The organism is Leptospira idonii (assembly GCF_004770995.1).
Taxonomy (GTDB): Bacteria; Spirochaetota; Leptospiria; order Leptospirales; family Leptospiraceae; genus Leptospira_A; species Leptospira_A idonii.
In genome coordinates, this window is the sequence record NZ_RQHW01000003.1 from 51,196 (window position 1) to 71,162 (window position 19,967).

16 protein-coding genes and 1 pseudogene are annotated in these 19,967 nt (G+C 42.4%); 10 read left to right on the forward strand and 7 right to left on the reverse strand.

The features are described 5' to 3' along the window. Positions 1 to 4: 4 nt before the first annotated feature. From EHS15_RS01370 to EHS15_RS01385, 4 genes are all read right to left on the reverse strand, one after another. The gene (locus EHS15_RS01370; RefSeq protein ID WP_135758743.1) at positions 5 to 1,360 is read right to left on the reverse strand and encodes a PrsW family glutamic-type intramembrane protease; all 1,356 of its coding nucleotides are present in this window, start codon (positions 1,358 to 1,360) and stop codon (positions 5 to 7) included. A 42-nt stretch (positions 1,361 to 1,402) separates the two neighbouring features. Further along, complete coding sequence (locus EHS15_RS01375) at positions 1,403 to 2,707, reverse strand: LruC domain-containing protein (RefSeq protein WP_167884121.1); 1,305 nt, start codon at positions 2,705 to 2,707, stop codon at positions 1,403 to 1,405. A gap of 29 nt (positions 2,708 to 2,736) precedes the next feature. Further along, the gene (locus tag EHS15_RS01380; RefSeq protein WP_167884122.1) at positions 2,737 to 3,231 is read right to left on the reverse strand and encodes a hypothetical protein; all 495 of its coding nucleotides are present in this window, start codon (positions 3,229 to 3,231) and stop codon (positions 2,737 to 2,739) included. A 659-nt stretch (positions 3,232 to 3,890) separates the two neighbouring features. Further along, positions 3,891 to 4,388, reverse strand: coding sequence for an acyl-CoA thioesterase (locus EHS15_RS01385; protein ID WP_135758744.1), 498 nt, complete (start codon positions 4,386 to 4,388; stop codon positions 3,891 to 3,893). A gap of 593 nt (positions 4,389 to 4,981) precedes the next feature. Here EHS15_RS01385 and rpmH point away from each other — a divergent pair. From rpmH to EHS15_RS01425, 8 genes and pseudogenes are all read left to right on the forward strand, one after another. Then, positions 4,982 to 5,143 (forward strand): 50S ribosomal protein L34, encoded by a 162-nt coding sequence (gene rpmH / locus EHS15_RS01390; protein WP_135758745.1) that lies wholly within the window; start codon positions 4,982 to 4,984, stop codon positions 5,141 to 5,143. A 27-nt stretch (positions 5,144 to 5,170) separates the two neighbouring features. Next, positions 5,171 to 5,476 (forward strand): annotated as a pseudogene (gene rnpA, locus EHS15_RS01395) (ribonuclease P protein component); the annotation flags it as partial. Then, positions 5,473 to 5,700 carry a membrane protein insertion efficiency factor YidD gene (yidD, locus tag EHS15_RS01400; RefSeq protein WP_135758746.1) on the forward strand — a complete coding sequence of 76 codons (228 nt, stop codon included), beginning with the start codon at positions 5,473 to 5,475 and terminating at the stop codon, positions 5,698 to 5,700. The pseudogene rnpA and the gene yidD, both read left to right, overlap by 4 nt. Positions 5,701 to 5,703: 3 nt before the next feature. Continuing rightward, on the forward strand, positions 5,704 to 7,689 hold the full coding sequence (gene yidC, locus EHS15_RS01405) for a membrane protein insertase YidC (protein WP_246051845.1): 1,986 nt from the start codon (positions 5,704 to 5,706) through the stop codon (positions 7,687 to 7,689). Positions 7,690 to 7,716: 27 nt separating this feature from the next. Beyond that, positions 7,717 to 8,439 carry an RNA-binding cell elongation regulator Jag/EloR gene (jag, locus tag EHS15_RS01410; protein WP_135758747.1) on the forward strand — a complete coding sequence of 241 codons (723 nt, stop codon included), beginning with the start codon at positions 7,717 to 7,719 and terminating at the stop codon, positions 8,437 to 8,439. Beyond that, positions 8,432 to 9,817 carry a tRNA uridine-5-carboxymethylaminomethyl(34) synthesis GTPase MnmE gene (gene mnmE / locus EHS15_RS01415; protein ID WP_135758748.1) on the forward strand — a complete coding sequence of 462 codons (1,386 nt, stop codon included), beginning with the start codon at positions 8,432 to 8,434 and terminating at the stop codon, positions 9,815 to 9,817. The genes jag and mnmE overlap by 8 nt, the downstream gene beginning before the upstream one ends. A gap of 81 nt (positions 9,818 to 9,898) precedes the next feature. Continuing rightward, positions 9,899 to 10,132 (forward strand): hypothetical protein, encoded by a 234-nt coding sequence (locus EHS15_RS01420; protein WP_135758749.1) that lies wholly within the window; start codon positions 9,899 to 9,901, stop codon positions 10,130 to 10,132. A 90-nt stretch (positions 10,133 to 10,222) separates the two neighbouring features. Continuing rightward, a complete protein-coding gene (locus EHS15_RS01425) occupies positions 10,223 to 11,824 on the forward strand; it encodes a hypothetical protein (protein WP_135758750.1) in 1,602 nt (533 codons plus the stop codon). 5 nt (positions 11,825 to 11,829) lie between these two features. On the opposite strand, the gene EHS15_RS01430 is transcribed toward EHS15_RS01425, so the two are convergent. Then, positions 11,830 to 12,747, reverse strand: coding sequence for an ankyrin repeat domain-containing protein (locus EHS15_RS01430; protein WP_135758751.1), 918 nt, complete (start codon positions 12,745 to 12,747; stop codon positions 11,830 to 11,832). Between the two features lie 5 nt (positions 12,748 to 12,752). After that, a complete protein-coding gene (locus EHS15_RS01435) occupies positions 12,753 to 14,516 on the reverse strand; it encodes a GMC family oxidoreductase (RefSeq protein ID WP_135758752.1) in 1,764 nt (587 codons plus the stop codon). A 134-nt stretch (positions 14,517 to 14,650) separates the two neighbouring features. On the opposite strand from EHS15_RS01435, the gene EHS15_RS01440 reads away from it, so the two are divergent. Further along, the gene (locus EHS15_RS01440) at positions 14,651 to 15,685 is read left to right on the forward strand and encodes a DUF2804 domain-containing protein (protein ID WP_135758753.1); all 1,035 of its coding nucleotides are present in this window, start codon (positions 14,651 to 14,653) and stop codon (positions 15,683 to 15,685) included. A gap of 52 nt (positions 15,686 to 15,737) precedes the next feature. Then, positions 15,738 to 16,868, forward strand: coding sequence for a catalase family protein (locus EHS15_RS01445; RefSeq protein ID WP_135758754.1), 1,131 nt, complete (start codon positions 15,738 to 15,740; stop codon positions 16,866 to 16,868). Here the strand turns inward: EHS15_RS01445 and EHS15_RS01450 are convergent. Next, positions 16,851 to 19,940 carry an efflux RND transporter permease subunit gene (locus EHS15_RS01450; RefSeq protein ID WP_135758755.1) on the reverse strand — a complete coding sequence of 1,030 codons (3,090 nt, stop codon included), beginning with the start codon at positions 19,938 to 19,940 and terminating at the stop codon, positions 16,851 to 16,853. The genes EHS15_RS01445 and EHS15_RS01450 overlap by 18 nt on opposite strands. Positions 19,941 to 19,967 lie beyond the last annotated feature (27 nt).

Genomic DNA, 19,967 nt, shown 5'->3' on the forward strand with positions numbered 1-19,967 from the left:
ACCCCTATCTAAATTTCTTTTTAAGAATAAACTGAAATGCTCTTAAAAAATTTTTCAAATTTTGCAGAAACCTACCATACTGCCAAAAAAGGATTTCGCGGATCGGAATCTCTTCCAGCTGCACCATCGCACCTGCATCAGTAGACGAAATTTCAGACGAATTAAACCAGGCAACCTTCCCTTTTCTTTTCGAAAATTCCTTTCCATAAATCCAAAAACTTACGGCCAGATTTCCTTTCAGAAGTTCGGGAGCATTCAAAGGTGTGTAAAAGAACTTTCCCGAGAGATGAAATACCACTGAATTCTCATAGAAAATATCATTTCCCAGACGAACAGCGTTCACTGACGGTACTTTCAAAATTCGATCTTGGAAAAACTTAGGATTGATGGAACGGGCAAAAAACAAACTCACCATAACAAAAAATGGATAATAGATAAAAATACATTCGTATTCCAAAAGCCGAATGGAAGGGAAAAGTTTATAAATCATCAAAGGATAAAACAGGAATAAGGTGAAAAAGAAAAGAATCAAAAGTAAAAGTAGAAAGATGGAAATAAATTTTCGTCTCGAAATGTTAAGGAAAAGATTTATATTCTTCCTTTTTACAAGTCCCTGACTCACTCTCAGCCAGGCATTTTGTTTTTGATAGACCGATTTCAATTGATAATCGTCGAACTTTAGATTTACGGAATCCAAAACTTCTTTGGAAGGAATGACTTTCGATTTCGTTACGAACCATTCCAAACGAACAAATGCGATGATAAGTAAAATCGGAATATAGGCCATCCTTTCATGAAGAGCCAATGCTGAGTAATTATAAAAACCGTGCAGTAGATAGGTGAAAGCGAGTCCTTTGATCAAGTACACAAAAGGATAATTATCCTTATTCGAATTCAAATACATCACAGTATAAGCGCCCAAAATTCCGGAAGTCAGCAAATGAAAAGGCAATGAAGTGACCGTTCTAAAAACCAAAGACCAAAACTCAAGTTCGGAGATATAAATAAAATTCTCCAATATACCGAAAGTCAATCCCAAGAAAATAGCATAACAAATGCCATCCGATAGATTGTATTCGATTCGATTGTTTCGAAATAAAAATAGTATGAATGCGAGTTTGCAGCTTTCTTCCAGAAAGGAAGATAGAAAAAAAGATCGGTAGAGGATGGAATCACCGGAGATATAAGAATCCAAAAGATTCCCTAAGATCAAAGAACAAGCAGCTGCGGCAAATCCGAAGATGACTGAAATCAAAGCGAGAGGTTTCTCCGGACGAAGAGAAAGAAGCCGCAGGTAATAGCGGCAATAAAGAAAGCCCAAACAGAAGTTCAGGCTTATGATAGTGAATAGGATAGACATTTTTTAAATGAAAATCTAAGAAATCTTTATTCGTTTTCCAGCTTAGGCTACCGTTGCAGACAGCCTCTTTTTCAAAGCGAAACCGACTCCCAAAGAAACCGCTAACACCAACAACACTCCCAGAATGAAGTATTTGTTTTTGATGACATTGATGAAACCGGCCAATGTTCCCGTAGCTGGAAGATTGTTATATACCGCAGATGTTTTGGTAACTTTTGTATACCAATCTCTAAAGGAAATTCCACCGGAATCCACCCATGCAGCATATTCCAAGTAACCGGTCTTAACCGAGAGACGAATGTCCAAAGTTTCCACTTGCCAATGCCAAATTCCAGGAACTACAATCGAGAAAGGATAGGATCCACTTGTCAAGATTTGCAGAATACTGGAGTTTTTTCCCGGCAAATGTGTTTCCGTTTCTGTAAAGTTCAAATTCAAAGGTGCGGTGTTTACAAGCACGATATAAGGGTCGTAAGGTGCATGTCCGATTTCCGCTCTGGCAACAGGAGTGTTGAAAGTAAGTTCCAATGCTGCTTTTTTACCGGGTTTGAAAGTGATGCTGTTCGTATTGTTCGCAGATTGGCTTGTCTGCGAACTATTTTCATTATATACGGAAATTCCGTTTTTCAGATCGTTCGCACTGAAAGTCGCATTGGTTTGAGTGACCACATTTGTGAATCCTGTCACTTTTCTTACCAAACCTGCTCCTGTCGCTGCGGCACCAAATCTCAATCGGAAAGTATGCACCAACAAAGTTCCTTTCGCAACATGTTGGTAATAGGTTCTCAGTTTTACGATTTTACCTTTTGCGTTCACATCCTCTTCGGATCTTCCCCAAGTCACATAGTCGTTTAAGTCTCCATCTCCTTCCAAAGGATACAGATCTTCATAAGCCATAGTGATTAGATCGCTCTCGGAACAAGTGATCGGAAAACAAATCTTAGATGCTCTAGTGGCATCATTCGGATAGGCATCATAGTCGTCAGGAATTTGATCTCCGTCCGCATCCGCCAACATCGCTTGCGGTTGGAAAGTTCCTGTTACCGCCAAAGTTCTATTTACTTGTGTCAACTCTTGTCCGTTCATCGGCAATAAGCTGATCGGGTGAGAAAGGATCTTACTTCCTAAGTGAACCACTGCCTGCACATTCGCTAATGTGGTAGCTACCGTAAATGTTCCTTGGATCTTTCCGTTGTTGTCCGTTACGAGCTGTGCCAAAACATTTGTGGTACCTGTTGTCGGATTCGTATCTACGATTCGCACCACTGCACCTGGTAAAAATCCGTTATCGTCTTTCACTACGATCGTTACAGGAGTTGTTTTGATGGTTTGAAGTGCAAAAGTCACTTGTCCATGTTGGTCTTGGTTGGTTGCAGTTACCGTAAAAGTAGGTTCTGCTGGAGGATTATTTCCTGTGCCACTGCCGGATCCTGAGCCAGAGCTACCACTTCCACTACCGGAATCACCGGACCCACTTCCTGAAGAACCGCTCCCTGATCCGGAACCACCGTCTGCGACTCCACCAGATCCTGAAGATCCACTGCCGGTTCCTCAGTCAGAGCTACCACTTCCACTACCGGAATCGCCAGATCCACTTCCTGAAGAACCGCTCCCTGATCCGGAACCAGATCCATTACCACCGTCTGCGACTCCACCAGATCCTGAGCCGGAGCTACCACTTCCACTTCCCGAAGAACCACTCCCTGATCCGGAACCAGATCCACTACCACCATCTGCGACTCCACCAGATCCTGAAGATCCACTACCAGATCCTGAAGATCCACTACCGGATCCTCCGTCAGAGCTACCACTTCCACTACCTGAGTCACCGGATCCACTTCCCGAAGAACCGCTTCCTGATCCGGAATCATTATTAGTAACTTGTGTTGCTACCGTCTGACCAGGGCTAGGTTCCGGGATCACCACGGTAGCCGGTCCGTCGTTTGCCGCTGCCGCCGTTGCAGCCAAGGCTGCTTCTAATCCACTGCTTTGCATCAAAGCTAAAAATGGGAGTATTCCTATCTTCTTTTTCCCGCTTCCACAATGATAGAAAAGGCCAAGAAAGAAAAGAAGTGTAAGTAACTTTCTGATAATCATATCACTACCTCAAATTGATGATATAAAGTTTGTTTTTAATTTAAGCTTTTCTAGAAAGTGAAACGACCCACATGTTACCCGTTTGCTGATTCACTGGAAAAGGAAGACGCAAAAAAAAAATAAAAATAAAACAAAACTTGTAAAGTCTAATTTTTTTATTGGAACTTTATATAAATTCCTACCGCAGAACACCTCTCACACTCATGTTTACCGTTAGCTTGTACCACTTTTCACGAGTTTGTTGGTAAATGCCTATACCAATTAAGACATATTTTCGGAATTTTCCTAATGAAATCGAACCAATACAATAACAATGTTCTTAATTAGAAAATACGAATTTTTTAATGATAAGAAAGAAAAAAGGAAGAAATGAGACATAACAAGAAAGAGGGAAGGAATCCGAACCGATCAGTCTGCCTGTGTTAGGCGGGAATTATTTACGGCTGTCCTTAATTTTACGAGCCAATTCTCTTGCCGTTTCAATTCTCAATCTACCTTCTTCGAAACGGCGAATTTCCGTAGGAGTTTCCAAAATCAATTCAGGGACAGCGGTCGGTTTTTTATTCTGATCCAAAGCAACGAAAGAAAGATAAGCGGTAGTCGCACGCACACTTTCCCCCGTAAAAGGATTCTCCTTATTCACCTGCACTCCAATTTCCATAGAAGTTTTTCCCACATAGTTCACCATCGCTTTCAAATGAACATGATCTCCGATCTGGATGGGAGAAATAAAATTGATCCGGTCGATGCTGGCGGTCACCGCCTCACAGGCAGAATGTCTTTGCGCCGCCATAACAGCAATTAAGTCGATCCAAGACATAATCGCCCCTCCGAAAGCGGTTCCATAATGATTGGCATGATCCGGCATCACAACATGGCGGGTTTCTACCGCAGAATCTTTCGGAGATTTAGGGCGCAAAGGTTCGGACATACTTCCATTTGAGAAAAAGAAACAAGTGTCGGGAACTATTTTTTAATGGGTGGTGGGGCGAACCCCGAAGGATCGGGGCCAGGCTGCTCCGGGGTCCGCTTCGCTCCCGTCGTCTCTCCCTTCTTCTGGATGCGAGACCAAGCCCTTCGCATCCTTTTCGCAGAATATTGCTACCAAATTTACATACCATCTCGCCCCGGATCGAGCGAGCGCCCTCGTCGAGGGAGAGCCGGAAAAGGCGCCCAAACGAAATACACTTCACGCTCGTTATGTAGGAGGTACTACATTCTTTAAGGGAAATAGGATAAAAGGAATCTATTGTGGGAGTTACCACATTTCTAAGATCAATTCAAATCCGGTGACCAAGGCGGGCGTAGGAGGTACTACATTTCTGGAACCAACCCAAATCTGGGGGTTCGTCCGCTAAGTAGGAGGTACTACAAATTTCGGCCAAAGTTTTTTAGCCTTGCGGAAGTACCACACAAAAACGAAAAAGATATTTCGTTTTCGACCTTGACTTCTAAGAGGGTACCAAAAGTCTTTCCCAGAGACCCTATTTCCTCGCATTTATATATATAAATTAGGTAATTTTCATGAAACGTACATTCCAACCGAGCAAAATCAAACGCGTAAGAACTCACGGATTCCGAACTAGAATGGCAACGCCAGGCGGAAGAAATGTGTTGAGCAACCGCAGAAAAAAAGGTCGTCATAAATTGACCGTTTCCGACGAGAAAATCGGGAGAAAGTTCTAGGATTAGGAGCTTCCTTCGGAGACTCTTTGCGATAAATCGAGGATCCAAGAACTCTTTCGTAACGCTCGTAAGGTAGGAACCTTCCCCTTAAGACTCCTTTCTCGTAAAAATGAGACAGGGAAGTCCTACTTTCTATTCTGTCCTGACAAGTCCCATAAACGCGCTGTCGACCGAAACCGAACGAAACGGCTCTTGAAAGAACTGGTTCGTACGCATTTGTCCCAATTCCCTGCGGGAATGGACTTTGCGATCCTAGCTCATATCGATTTTTCCAAAAAATCCCCCGAAGAAAGAGAGACGATCTTTCAATCGTTCTTTCAGAAACCCCAATGAACAGGCTCTTTCTTTTACTTATCTTTCTCTATAAGAAGCTTCTTTCTCCGTTACTTCCGCCTGCTTGCCGTTTTACGCCAAGCTGCTCCGAATACGCTAAAGAAGCCTTCGAAACCTATTCTTTTTTCAAAGCTCTAAGACTCAGTATTTCCAGAATCTCCAGATGCCATCCATTACATGCGGGCGGATACGATCCGCTTCCAAGACCAACAAACAAGAGTTAAAAAATGCAAAACGACAACTTTAACAGACAATTTAGGCTTCTTATCGCCATCTTCATCAGCTTCGCACTTTGGATGGGGATCAATTATCTTTTCTTTCCCCAAAAACCGAAGCCGAAAAAGAACGATCCTACTACAAACACGATTCAAGAGAACAAAAACGGTACAGAAACTAAAAAAGATCCTGCGTCTGTTAAAGAAACCAAAGTAGAAACCGCTTCCGAAAAACCACTAGCAGTTGTTAAAGCGGAAGACATCAAAACTTATTCCATCAAAACCGATTCTTTCTTAGTAAAATTTTCAAGCCTCGGCGGAAGAATCACGGAATACTACATCAGAAATCACAAAGAACCGGACGGTTCCGATTTCGTAATCGCCAGAGACCCTAAATTCGAAATCAATTTCGACGGACAAGTAGAACGTGCGGTAGAACTCAGCCGCTACCAAGGTTTCGACTTCAACCTAATCGAAGACAAAGAAACAATCCCTTTCTCTCCTTATAATAAGATCAACTTCGCTTCCTCTTACGATGACGCAACAAAAACGATCGTCTTCGAAGCTCCTTCGTTAGATGGTAAATATTCGATCCAAAAAAGATTTCAGTTTTTTCCTTCAGAGAACTATTTCAAATTCAATTTGGTTTTGAAAAACCTCACTAAGGATACGATCACTCTTTCTTCCTCCAATTCGGATATTTATTTCCGATCTTTCGGTTCTCTCGGGCCTCTCCTCAAAAACAGAGAAGATTTCAACGACAGAGACGTAGCTCACTACTTTCGTTATTTCTTCCTAGATGGAAACTTCAAAGACTATGTGGACGGAGCTCCTGCTTCCGGTTTCTTCGACGGAATCGGTTCTTGGTTCGGTGGCCTCTTCGGAACCAAAGAAAAGAAAGATGAAAGATTCGAAGTGAAAAAAGGTTCCGAAGACAAAGTAGACTTTGTAGGTTCCGGAAGCCGTTATTTCATCGGAGTTCTGGATCCGATCGGGGACAAACCGTCCGGTGTTCTTTTGGACAACCGCAAAGACAATGAAACAGGCGTTTTGCTAACTTATGACAACTGGAAACTAGGACCAGGAGAAGAAATCAAACTAGACTTCGCCGCTTACGTGGGAGTGAGAGAACTGGACGGAACCGCTTTCCGTAACAACAATCTTGATCCTAAAGTCACTCCTTCTTCTCCTTTCGCAGGTCTCAGTGAGTCTTTGGATAAATCCTTCAACCAAGGGATCACAACTCCTCTTAGAAACGGAATCATCTGGATCTTAAAGAAAATTTATCTGGTAGTTCCTAATTACGGTTGGGCGATCGTAATCTTCGCAATTCTTTTCAAACTGGCTTTTTATCCGCTGAACAAAAAACAGGCGGAGTCCATGAAAAAGATGCAGGAGCTTTCTCCTCAAATCAAGGCAATCAACGAAAAGTATGCCGACGATCCGAAACTCAAACAGGAAAAAACCCTGGAGTTGTACAGAAAGAACGGAACCAATCCTATGTCGGGTTGTTTACCGATGTTGGTTCAAATTCCCATCTTCATCGCTCTATATACCGCATTCTCCGACACGGTCGATCTTTGGCATTCTCCATTCCTTTGGATCCAGGATCTAAGCGAGCCGGACACTATTTTTAGAACTCCTAAAATCGCTCTTTTAGGTGCTTCTTTCGCAATCAATGTTCTGCCTCTCATCATGGTGGCGACCCAAATCGTTCAATCCAAAATGACCACCGTCAATGCAACCGATCCGAATCAAAAGATGATGTTGTATTTTATGCCTGTGATCATGCTGTATTTCTTCTGGTCCATGCCGGCAGGGGTCACTATGTATTGGACCATGCAGAACATTTTGTCCATCGTTCAACAGCTTTATACGAATAAATTCGGCTCCAGCAAAAAGGATGCTCTTGCAGCAAACAATGCGAATACGGCCGGAACCAAAGAGGTTCCCGTTTCCAAGAACGGTTTCAGAACCAAACCTAAAAATAAAAAATGAAATCATTGTCTAACAAGGAAGACCATAATGAATAATTACATCTTTGAAGCAGAAGGAAAAAGCAAATCGGAAGCGGAAGAATACACTTTAGAAACCCTCAGGTTGGAACCGGGGGATCTGAAATTCGAAGTAGTCGATTCCGGTAAATCCGGCTTTTTAGGAATCACCCAAAAGAAACCTGCCGTTGTACGCGCGTTTGTTGCCAACAACGACATCCCATCCGAAAAAATCATTCACGGTGTCATCATCACCATCCTGAAAAAAATGGGAATCCCTGCAGAAGTAGTGGGAATGGGAGACGTAGACGGTAAAGTTTACGTGGAACTTACCAGCAAAGAATCGGGACTCATCATCGGAAAAAGAGGAGCTACACTCGACTCTCTTCAGTTCCTAGTGAACTTGATGGTAGAGCCTCGCATCCGCCACAATCGTAAAATCGTTTTAGACATCGAATCCTACCGTGACAAAAGAGAACTTTCTCTCATTCGTTTGGCGAAATCCATCGCTGCTTCCGTCATCAAAACGGGACGTTCCAAACTTTTGGATCCGATGAATCCTTTCGAAAGAAGAATCGTACACATGGCCATCCAAGAAGACGAAAGAGTATTCACTCGTTCCGAAGGAAACGGCACTTTCAAAAGAGTTCGTGTGATTTCCGCAAAAGACAAACATAAGTACAAAGATCTGGAAGATCCGTCTAAAAAAGGTCTTCCTGTGGAAGACTTTGCGGATTCAGAAGAGCTTGATTGATACAATAGCAGCACTCTCTACCGCAACTGCCCCCGGAGCGATCGGCATCCTCCGGGTTTCGGGCAAAAACACTCTCTCCATCGCCACTTCCCTTTTATTTAAAAACAAAACTCCTCTTACCGAATCCTACATCCAAGAGAATAAACGACAGGCGATTCTTTGCGATTTCGTCTTTGAAAATAAACCGATCGATCAGATCGTTTTTCTTTACTTTCCGGCACCTAACTCTTATACAGGTGAAGATTTGGGAGAGTTCCATCTGCACGGAAATCCCATACTTCTGAAGTCGGCACTCTCCGCCATCTTCCAAAAGGGAGCAAGACCTGCGACCCAAGGCGAGTTTACGAAACGTGCCTTTCTCAACGGAAAACTTTCTCTCACAGCCGCAGAAGCCATCGGGAGACTCATTGAATCCAGATCCCGTTACGAACTGGAGTTAGCTCAAAAGAACGTATTCGGAGAAATTTCTCAACTCTCTTCCAAAATCAGAAGCGATCTCATCTCTCTCAAAGCCGAATGCGAAGCGGAGATCGATTTTTCAACGGAAGATCTTACCTTTGAAAGTTTGGATCAAAGAAAAAACAGAATGATCTCCCTCAGAGATCTTTGTTCCACCTTACTCAAAAATTCAGAAAGAGCGCAAAAGATGATTTTGCAGTCCACAGTCGTTCTCTTTGGAGCACCTAACACCGGAAAATCGAGTCTTATGAACCTTCTGATCGGAAAAGACAGATCCATCATCTCAGACATTCCTGGAACCACTAGGGACTATATTGCAGAAGAAATTTCCCTCGACGGACTTCCCATTCGACTTGTAGACACTGCGGGGATCAGAGAAACAAAAGATACAATCGAAAAAATGGGAATCGAAAGAAGCGAAAGAGAAGCGGATTCGGCAAACTTGCGTTTGCTTCTTTTGGACGCTTCTTTGCCTGTCTCTGTTTCCGAATTCATTTCCTTACATAAGGATCGATTGAACGGTTCCATCTTAGTCGCCAATAAAATAGACATCGCTCATTCAAATTGGAATCCGGAAGAATGGAAAAAATCTTCCGAGTCATTCGGATTCCAATTGGTGGAAATTTCCTGCAGATCCAAAGAAGGGATCAGCGAACTTCTAGTCAGTTTGAAACAAAGATTGAGTTCTGCGGAAAATACGGAAGATGTGGTTTTGCTGGAAGAAAGACAAGCCTTCCACATCACAGCGATTAAAAACCACCTAAGCGAAGCCATTCGTTTGTTGGAATCTTCCGCCCCTGCGGAAATTTATATTCAAGAAATCAATTATGCCCTGCATGAAATAGGCGAAGTGAACGGTCATGTGGACAATGAAGAAATTTTAGGGCGTATTTTCAGCAAGTTCTGCGTAGGAAAATAATCTTTCGAACCACTGAATTTTCTATTGTCGAATCTACGAACGGGTCTCAAATTGAGTCCACAATCATTCAGAGGTAGACAAATGAAAAAAATCCTAGCTGTACTTGCTATTTTCTCCTTCACAACTTTCGGCGTTTTCGCTCAAACCGCACCTGAAGCGGACGAAGAGCCTACAATGCAAAACGAAGAAACCGAAACAGTAAAACCTGAAAAAGCGGACAAAGAGAAAAAGAACAACAAAAAGAACGAGAAAAAAGGTAAAAAAGAAAAGAAAGGCAAAAAAGGAAAAAAATCTAAGAAGAAAAAATCCGAATAAGGTTTTTGCCATAAACCAAACCCCTGTCCCTCAGGGGTTTTTTATTTTCATTCCGTCCTTATAACAAAACCGAAACGACCGGTGCTCATCATGAATCCAACTAAATCACTTTTAATGTTTATCCTAATACCATCTTTTCTTTGTTTGTCGGGAGCCGGCTGCATTCTGAAGGATTGGTCCAAAGAGAAATTGGATCCTGTGACTTTATCCTTAATTTTAAAATTGGAAAACCTTCCCGCACTCGTAGCCAAAGAAAAGTTAGGTTTCAAAATCAGCGTCTATCATTGTACTGATCAGGAATTAAAATCGTATCAAATCCAGCCGAAAAAAAACATTCCTAACTGTTTAAAGAATCCGAAAGTCAGCCAACATGCAATTACTCCCAAGGAAACGAACATTTCCCTTTATATGACGGATGATTGGTCCCATCTTTCCATGGAACTGACAGGGATCGATGCGATCAAAGGAATGTATTCTCCAGGCCACAATCCATATTGGATCCGCAACCTAGGAGACGGTCAGGATTTTTCCATAGAACATACGTTCAAGTTCACCTCACAAGAAAATATGATTCCTGACGGGATTCAAAAGAAACTAGCGGAATCTTTTTCTCCCATTTTAGTCTATCATAAGAACAAAAAGGTGCTTCCTACCAACCTGGAAAAACATTACCCTCAATTCTCTGCGGAAGAATACCCTCTTCCCGAAAGAGACATCCGCAGATTTTCCGTCCGACAAGAATCCGGAAAATATTTGGTTCTTTCCGATGAAAAGGCGAACAAAGGAGACACTCATCTTTACTATCATGTTCGTTATGCAAAGTCTACAGTGTCAGGAACACAAAGAGAAGCCCTTCCCGGGTTCCGAGACAATTGGAACTATTGGTATGAGGAAGCAAACGGAGATATGGTGGTCTCCTATTGGATTTGGTACGACCAAAACGAAGGCCCTACCAGCTTCGGAAACGTGCACCAAGGCGATTTGGAATCATATTCGATTTTGGTTTCTAAAGAAGGAACTCCCAAAAGAATCCTTCTCACAGGACATGATCACGTCCTTTTAGACACATCTTTCCAAAACATAAACTCTCTTATGGGACACCCGATTCTGTACGTCGCCAAAGGTAACAAAGGCGCGGACGGAGGGAATCCCACATCAGCTTACGGAGGTTATACCGTAAAACTGGATGCAGGAAATTTTTTATTCAATTGGATCTCCGATCCGGAAGATATTTTTCCCAACTTTGATCCTGCCCTTTCCGTTCTGATCGTACCGGCGGAAATGGATGCTTCTCTTTTTGAAAAAGTAAAGATCGGATCAGGAAAAGACCAAGAGACTCGTTATGTGGACGCACGTAAGATGATTTTAAAAAGAATCGTGAAATTGGTCGCATGGGAAGAACCAGGCTGGATCAATCAAAAGGCGGACAAAGACCCGGATGGAAATCACGAAACAGCCGCCGACATTGAAAAGTTTTTGAAATTCGACGGACGCCTTGGCAAACATCCTAGAAAAACAATGGCTTGGACGGAGTTGAAACAATACGGAGAATCTCCTGAAAATGCCCCTTTCAAAACGAACATAGAACAACACTATAGCTTCGAAAGCCCCCGCACAGACAGGAGCCACACCGATCGCTTAGGAGATTACGGGCCTAAATGGCTGGGAGATGCAAAAACTCCTCAAAATTGAGGAGTTCAAACCAAATCGGATAGTTTTGCTCCAACTAACTCTGCTTGTGTGAGAGGTTTTTCCGTTTTCAAATAGAGAAGAACCTCTTCCCATTTGATTTTATCTTTTTCCTGATCTAACGATTTTAACCTTTGGTACAATTCTTTTTTCCAGATTTTAAACGAATGATGGAATTTCTCTCGATCGAAAAGGCGAGTGATTGATTCCCCTTCACCACCGTACACGAATAAGTTGGCTCCCGCTTTCAAAAGAAGTTCCAAAGATTCGGTAGCATCCGCTTCCGCCGCCAGAAACAAAGCGGTATTTCCCGATTCGTCCTTCTCCTCCAAAGGAAAAGAATGTTCCAAAAGAAATCGCAAAACATCAATTAGGTTTCTTTCCGAAGAAAGATGGAGGCCGTTTTTTCCTTCTCCGTCCTTTTCGAACTTCACATGAGGGAAGGATTCCCATAAAGAAGTCACGAAATCGGAATTTCCGGAAACAACCGCTTCCAAAAATACGCTGCGGCCCTCTTCGTTTCGAAGAGATATGTTTTCTAAATTCAAAAGATCGAATGTATGTTCCCATACATCTTCGTTCTCAGATTGAATGACGGAATGAAAGACCGTATTGCCGGATTTATCTCTCGTTAATAGGTGTTCCGACCCGCTCCATAAATTCTTTTTAGACAATAATATCTCGATGAAAGAAGTTTTATTCTGAGAAAGTAAATCTTGGAATACGGAGCCTCCCGTTCGATGGGGATACAAGGGATCTGCTCCCGTTTCCAAAGCCAAGGAAAACAAATCCAAATTGTCCATTTTTAAAATCCAAGCGAGAGGAGTGATTCCGTAAGAATCCAATTCGTTCGGATTTTCCCCTTCTTCTATCGCTTGTTTCCAATCTTCCGAAGAGCCGGATTTGATGATGTCTATTAAATTCAAACAGCCTACTTTCTGATTCCGTTCAAAGAAGATCGTATTTGTCTTTTAACGGGAATCGATTTGTATTTTAAGATAGAATCGAATCCTTTCTTTTTTTCGAACATAAAATATTGAATAGGCGCATCCATATTTTTAGGAGGAATCAAACTCATAGCTCTTTCCGACAAAGCAGTGATGGTCAAACTGGGATTCACTCCCAAATTGACAGTAAGCATAGAAGCATCGCAAACATATAGATTCTCGTAACCGAACACTTTATTGCGATCGTCGATCACTCCCGTATCCGCGGAATCACCCACGATGCATCCTCCCATAATGTGTCCCGTAACAGGAGCGTTGAGAAGAGTATCGTTCAAGGAACTGCGAGGAATCCCTCCTGCAATCTTCGCCAATTTCCTGGCGAATTCGTTCGCTATCGGAATATAAGTAGGGGTTCTTTCTCCCGTAGACAAGGAAGATGTCATAGATTTAGTAAACGGCCAAATGAATCGTCTTCGTCTAACTAAACGAACACTATTGTCGATCGTCTGCATTACAAGAAGTATGATCGATTTTTGAGCGAACCCGAAAGGGTTATGGGATTTCAAAAAATAGATAGGCTGAGTGAGTAGAATCCAAAAGAACTTTACCGGTCTTGGAATTTTTCCTCCTCCGTCCGCCATCACACTGGCAAGTAATCCCAAAAGATCGGAACCTTTTGAATAACGAACCGGTTCGATATGAGTGTTTTCGTCCGGATGGACGGAAGAAGTGATTGCGATCCCTTTGGAAAAATCGGCCTTAGGATCGGAAACGGTTACGGGCAGAACGGTTTCACTGTTCGTACGAACCGTATCACCTAACCGGTCCGAGAGACGGATCAGTTTTTCTTCCTGTTCCATCTTTAACAACAGTCCCACGGTTCCCATCACTCCTGCAGAGAGGATTACATTTTTAGCCCTGAATTTATGTTTTGGAAAGCCGAACCATCCTGTTGTGCTTTCCGTAGAGACTTCGTAACCGAAATCACCTGTAGCTTCCGGATCGGGAATTCCTCTTTCATTCAAAGGAGCAAGTCCGACCACTTTCGTTTCAGGTAGAATCTTCGTTCCTAACTTTTCGGCCAGGAATAGATAGTTCTTATCCAAAGTATTTTTTGCGTTATGCCTACATCCCACCATACAGCCGCCGCAGAAATTACAAGGTTCTCGATCGGGGCCCTCTCCTTGGAAATAAGGATCTTTGGATTCGTTTTTTGTTTTTTGTTTTTCATTTCCGAAATAAATACCAACAGGTGTTTTGCGGAATGTTTTTTCTTTTCCGAATGTTTTCGCAGTCTCCAAAAGCAATCTGTCAGGCTCCCAAAGTTGAGGATTCTCGTTTACTCCTAACATATACTTAGCGATATCATAATAAGGAAGGAGAGATTTTTCTCCTCCCATTTTGGAGTAAACGGGACTTGCGAAAAACTTACCGGGTGGAACATATAAAGTACAAGCATATACAAGAGAGCCGCCCCCCACTCCCGCACCGCTGACAAGAAGAAAATCATTGAGAAGATTCATTCTAAGGATTCCGTAAAATCCCAATTTAGGCATCCAAAGAAATTTACGAACCGACCAATTCGTTTTGGGAAACTCTTCCGATTTCCAACGTTTCCCTGACTCTATCACTAAAACGGAATATCCTTTTTGAGCCAACCGCAAAGCGGATACACTTCCTCCGAAACCGGAACCCACGACGATATAATCGAAGTCATACGGTAATGATTGGGGAATGTTTTGATTCATAGTTCTTTTTTCCTACGGCAATAATAAGAAATAGATGTTAAGATTTCGATTTTTTTGAATATCTGTCAATCTGCTCTTCCTATTTCCGCCAAAATGTTATAGCCAAAGAGTATCCTTATGAAGGATAAGATACAATGTCTGAAATCAAAAAAACGATCGCTCTGCTTACGGAACAAGGTTTGATCACGGAAGAAGGTTGGGCACGCTCCCCTCACTGGATCTATAATCGAGAAAACATCAATGCTCCTAAATGGAGGATTAAAGAATGGGATTACTATTCCGTTCTCTCTCCCGATCAGGAATTCGGAATCACATTCACTACATGTGATTTAGGTTATGTGGGACTCTTCGCTATTTGTTTTTTGGATTTTAAAACCAAGTCTTTCGAACAAATCGATACACTCACTTTTTTTCCTATGGGCAAACTGGGGTTTCCTTTGAAAAACAACGAAGGAAACATCAAGTTCTCCGATGCGAAAGTTTCTCTGGAACTGGATATGAAACCTGGAAAACGAATCCTGCGTTTTTCTTCTCCATTACTGAAAGCGGCAAACGGAACCAAAGGGATTCAAGGCGAAATCGAATTATCCGAACCGAAAGATTTGGAATCGATGAACATCGCCACATCCTGGAAAGAAAACAGAAACGCATTTTATTATAATACTAAAATCAATTCCATGCCTGCCTCGGGAGGGTTCGTTTACGGAGGAAAAGAATACAAATTTAATCCCAAACAAGACTTAGGTGCTTTGGACTGGGGACGAGGTGTATGGACTTATAAAAATCGATGGTATTGGAGCTCGGCCTCCGGTTATATCGACGGCAAAGATTTCGGATTCAATTTAGGATACGGTTTTTCAGACAGAACTCCCGCTTCCGAAAATGTTCTTATTTACGACCGCAAAATCCATAAACTGGATGAAGTGCAATTTCACATCAATACCAAGAACTATCTGGAACCTTGGAAATTCACAAGTAATGACAACCGATTGAATTTGGATTTCCAACCGATCGTAGATAGATCCTCCGCACTCAATCTTCTGGTCATGAAATCCATCCAACACCAGGTATTCGGAAAATTTTCCGGAACCGTGGTTTTGGATTCCGGCAAAAAATTGGAAGTAAAAGAGTTTTTGGGATTTGCGGAAGACGTATTAAATTGGTGGTGAAAGCATTTCTTTAAGCTGGACAAATTCAGAAACCGAATGAAATTTTTCGGTTATGAAACAAATCCACACCTTGCTTTTTTCCGTACTGTTCCTAGCCCTAGGCTGTGGAGGGCCTTATGTCAAAATTCCCTCCACGGTAGAGCTTGGGAAAGAATACCCTTTCCCTGATGAAGAGAATACAACCAAACGAACATTAGATTTAACTTTGACCTCTCTCAAAGAAAGTTATCAAGGTGGAGCTCTTGTAAGAAGAGATGCCCATCCGAAACACCACGGATGTATGGCAGCCACCTTTACGGTAAAAAAAGACCTAAATCCCGACTATAAACTAGGATTGTTCGTTCCTGGAAAATCATACACGACACTTGTGCGTTTTTCCAACGGAGCGCAAAAACCGAAAGCGGACAAAGAAGGAGACATTCGAGGAGTGGGTTTGAAACTCTTTGATGTTCCAGGCAAAAAATTATTGGCTGAGGAAAGCACAAGCACCACTCATGATTTCCTTCTCATCAACCACCCTATATTGCCTGTGGGAGCACCTGACGAATATTTGGCGCTCTTTGAAGCCGCTTTTGCAGGAAAACCGGCTTCTTATATTTTCGGATGGAACCCTTTCGGTTGGAAGTTAGGTGCTCTTTCCAAAGTAAGAGATATCCGCGGCAAAAAAATATCCAGCCCTTTGGAAATCAGATATTGGTCCACGACTCCTTATGCTTTCGGAGAAGGCAAAGCTGTAAAATATTCCCTCAAACCTTGTAAAGACAGCCGCACGGAAATTCCTTCCGATCCGAAAGACAATTATTTGAGAGAAACGATGGAGAAACAATTGAAGGAGTCTTCCGGTTGTTTTACATTTATGGTGCAGTTGCAGAAAGATGCTAGATCCATGCCTGTGGAAGATCCCGCAGTAGAATGGAACGAATCGGAATCTCCTTTTTATCCGGTGGCGGAACTCATCATTCCCAAACAAGAGTTTGCAAACGAAACAATGGATACTCTTTGCGAGAATGTATCTTACACTCCTTGGCACGCTCTCCCGGAACACAGACCGATCGGGGGAATCAATCGTGTGAGAAAGTCAGTATATGAAGCGATTTCAAAATACAGACACGACACGAACAAAACCCCCAGAAAAGAAATAGATAAGAAGAATATTCCTTCTAAACTACTTCCTTCCTCTTAATCGGTAGTATGCGGAAAAACTCGCTGGTATGAATATCAGCGAGCCGAACGTTCCGAAACCGAGTCCCCAAGCCAAAGCGAGAGTCATAGGAATGAGAAGCGGGTCGGATCCTCCGATTGCATACGCTGTAGGAACCATCCCTGCCATAGTCGTCAAAGTAGTTACTAAAATGGGTCTGAATCTTTCCGCAGATGCATTGATAAGTGACTGATAAAGCCCGTCTCCCTTTTTTTGAAATTCCTGGATCGTATCAACTAACACGATGGATGCGTTTACGATTACTCCCGCAAGCCCTATGATCCCCACCATTGCAAGGAAACTCAACGCCTTTCCTGAAATCAAAAATCCGAATACGACTCCGATCAGTCCTAAAGGAATGGATAGAATGATAAGAATCGGCTTCGTCAAACTGTTGAAAATAATCGCAAGGATCGCAAAAATTCCGAACATCGCCAAAACGGTAGTTACCAAAAGAGATAACATAGACTTGGCGGTCTCTTCCTGCTCCCCTCTGAATTTAATTTTATAACCGGGGAACTTGGCTCCTAGATTCTTATATCTCTCAAGGATCTTTTCATTCACAATGTTCGAGCTGGTGACCGCTTCATCCACATCCGCCAACACAGTGATCGCCTTTTCGTAATCGTTATGATAAAGAGCTTCGATTCCTTGCACGACCGTCTTTGTAGTTACGGCAGTAATCGGAGTGAGTAGTCCGTTTTTGTTTAGAATTTGAATCTCGTCCAAGTCTTCTACACCATCGCGGTATTTATCTTCGTTTTGGATGACGATTTTAATTTCGTCCTTTCCTCTTCTTAAATTGGAAGCTTCCACTCCTTCCATCGCAGTACGTACGTAATATGCAGTCAGCTCCGTATCGATCCCGGTCATTGCGGAAGCTTGGTCTTTCACACGAATTTGAATCTCTTCTCTTCCTCGTTTGTAATCATCACGAATATTGATGACTCCTTTTTCGGAACGAAGGAAAGTCTGCATCTCTTCCGAAATTGTCTTTAACGTTTGATAGTCTCTTCCTTCGATCGCAACTGTCACAGCAGCACCGATCGGAGGTCCGTTGACGATGAGTTCCACCATCACGGTAAGAGCATTCGGCATCATTTTAAGTTCCGATTCGATCTCTGCAAAAATTACCTGAGCGGTTCTTTTTCTTTCCGTTTCGGGAACGAGAATGATCTGCGCCATTCCTAATTGTTCTCCAATACGAGTCAAAGGATCTGTAGGATCTGTCTGCTGAATCCCTACTTTTAGAATGATGCTTTGCACTTCTTCCTTTGGAATTTTAGCAAGGATAGGTTCGAAGTACTCTAACTGTTTGGCGGTCTCTTGAGAGGAATAATCAGGAGGGAATTCCGCCTTCACCATTACATAATCGATTCCTTCTTTCGGGAATAGATTGAAGTTCATCAGTCCTAATACACCGAAGGATCCTAGAAAGATAAGAAAAATGACTCCCAATGTTATGAACGGCCTTGCAACCACTTTGGTAATAAAACGTTCAAAGCCGCCTTTCATGGATTCGAATCCGTTCTCCAAAACGGATCTCACTTTATTTCTAAAGTTCGATTTATTCTTTTTAGAATCATCGACAGCAAACAACGAATAACGTACAGGAAGAAGAAAGAAAGATTCGAACAAGGAAAGAGTCAATGCCACGATCACCATAAAAGGAATCTGCCAAATGAATTTTCCCATGATCCCTGACATAAACGCCATCGGTAAAAATGCAGCTACGGTAGTAAGATAGGATCCTATGATAGGAACCACAAGTTCACTGGCACCCTGTACGGCTGCCGACTTCGCATCCCAATTCTGGGATCGATATTTGTAAATATTTTCAGAGATGATGATACTGTTGTCCACCAGCATCCCGAGTGAGATGATGATTCCCAACATGGATACTAGATTGAACGAAATATCAAACAAAGGAAAGGCAATTGTAGTTGCAAGTAGTGTCAAAGGAAGAGACAAGCTCGTCAAAAGGGAATCTCTGGTATTGAAAAATACAACCAATACGATGACAACTAACATCAAACCTTGGAGCGCATTGTTGATCACAACATCCAATCTTTTTAAGGCACGTTCCCCTTCGTTGTTCAACTCACTAAACTGAATGTTCGCAGGAATTTGTTTTTTAATATCGCCCAACGATGCCTGAACCGCTTGTACAGTTCGGATGATATCCGCACTGTCCTTTTTAATGATCTGAAGCACATACGCTTCGCTTCCGTTCGAAATCGCCATAACTCTAGGTCTTTCGTAAGTATCTTTCAAAGTAGCGACTTGCGAAAGTAAGATGGAGTTTCCTGTTTCATTGGAACGGATAGGAATGTTTTTGATATCTTCGATTTCGTTGATCTCCCCAGTGACACGAATGTCTTGAGTGATCGGTCTGAGGAAAGACCCTGCAGGGATACTGATGTTTCTTTTAGCGATTGCGTTGATGATATCGGAGAAACCTAACGTATAACGGGATTTTAAATCCGGATCGACACGAATCCTCCATTCTTCTTTTCTTTTTCCGAAAGCATCCACTCTGGAAACACCGGAAACCTTACGAAGTTCGTCCTCGATGATTCTACCTACGACTTGAAGTTCCTTTTCATCGGCAGCACCGTGAACGGCAAGTTCCATCACGGGGAAGTTGGAACTTTTTTGTTCCGTAACAACAGGACGATCTTTGACTTGAATCGGAAGGCTAGTCACACGATCGACTGCCCTACGGATGTCATTCACCACTTTGTCAGGATCATCGTGTTCTAAGTCGATATTGATGCTGATGTCGGATTCCGTATTTCTGGAAATGGAACGAACTAAATCTAATCCTTCCACTTCCCTTAATTTTTCTTCTATGGGAATCGTTACTTTTTTTTCCACATCCACAGGACTGGCTCCGGGATAAATCGTAAGGATTCTTACTTGGCGGAAATTCACCCTGGGGAACGCCTCTCTTTTCATCAGAATGGCACAAAGAATTCCAGCCAAAAATAGAAATACGAAAATGAGGTTTGCAACTAACGGTTTATAAACGAAATAATGTATGATTTTTTTCATAACGGTTGGAGAATTTGATGATCAAAA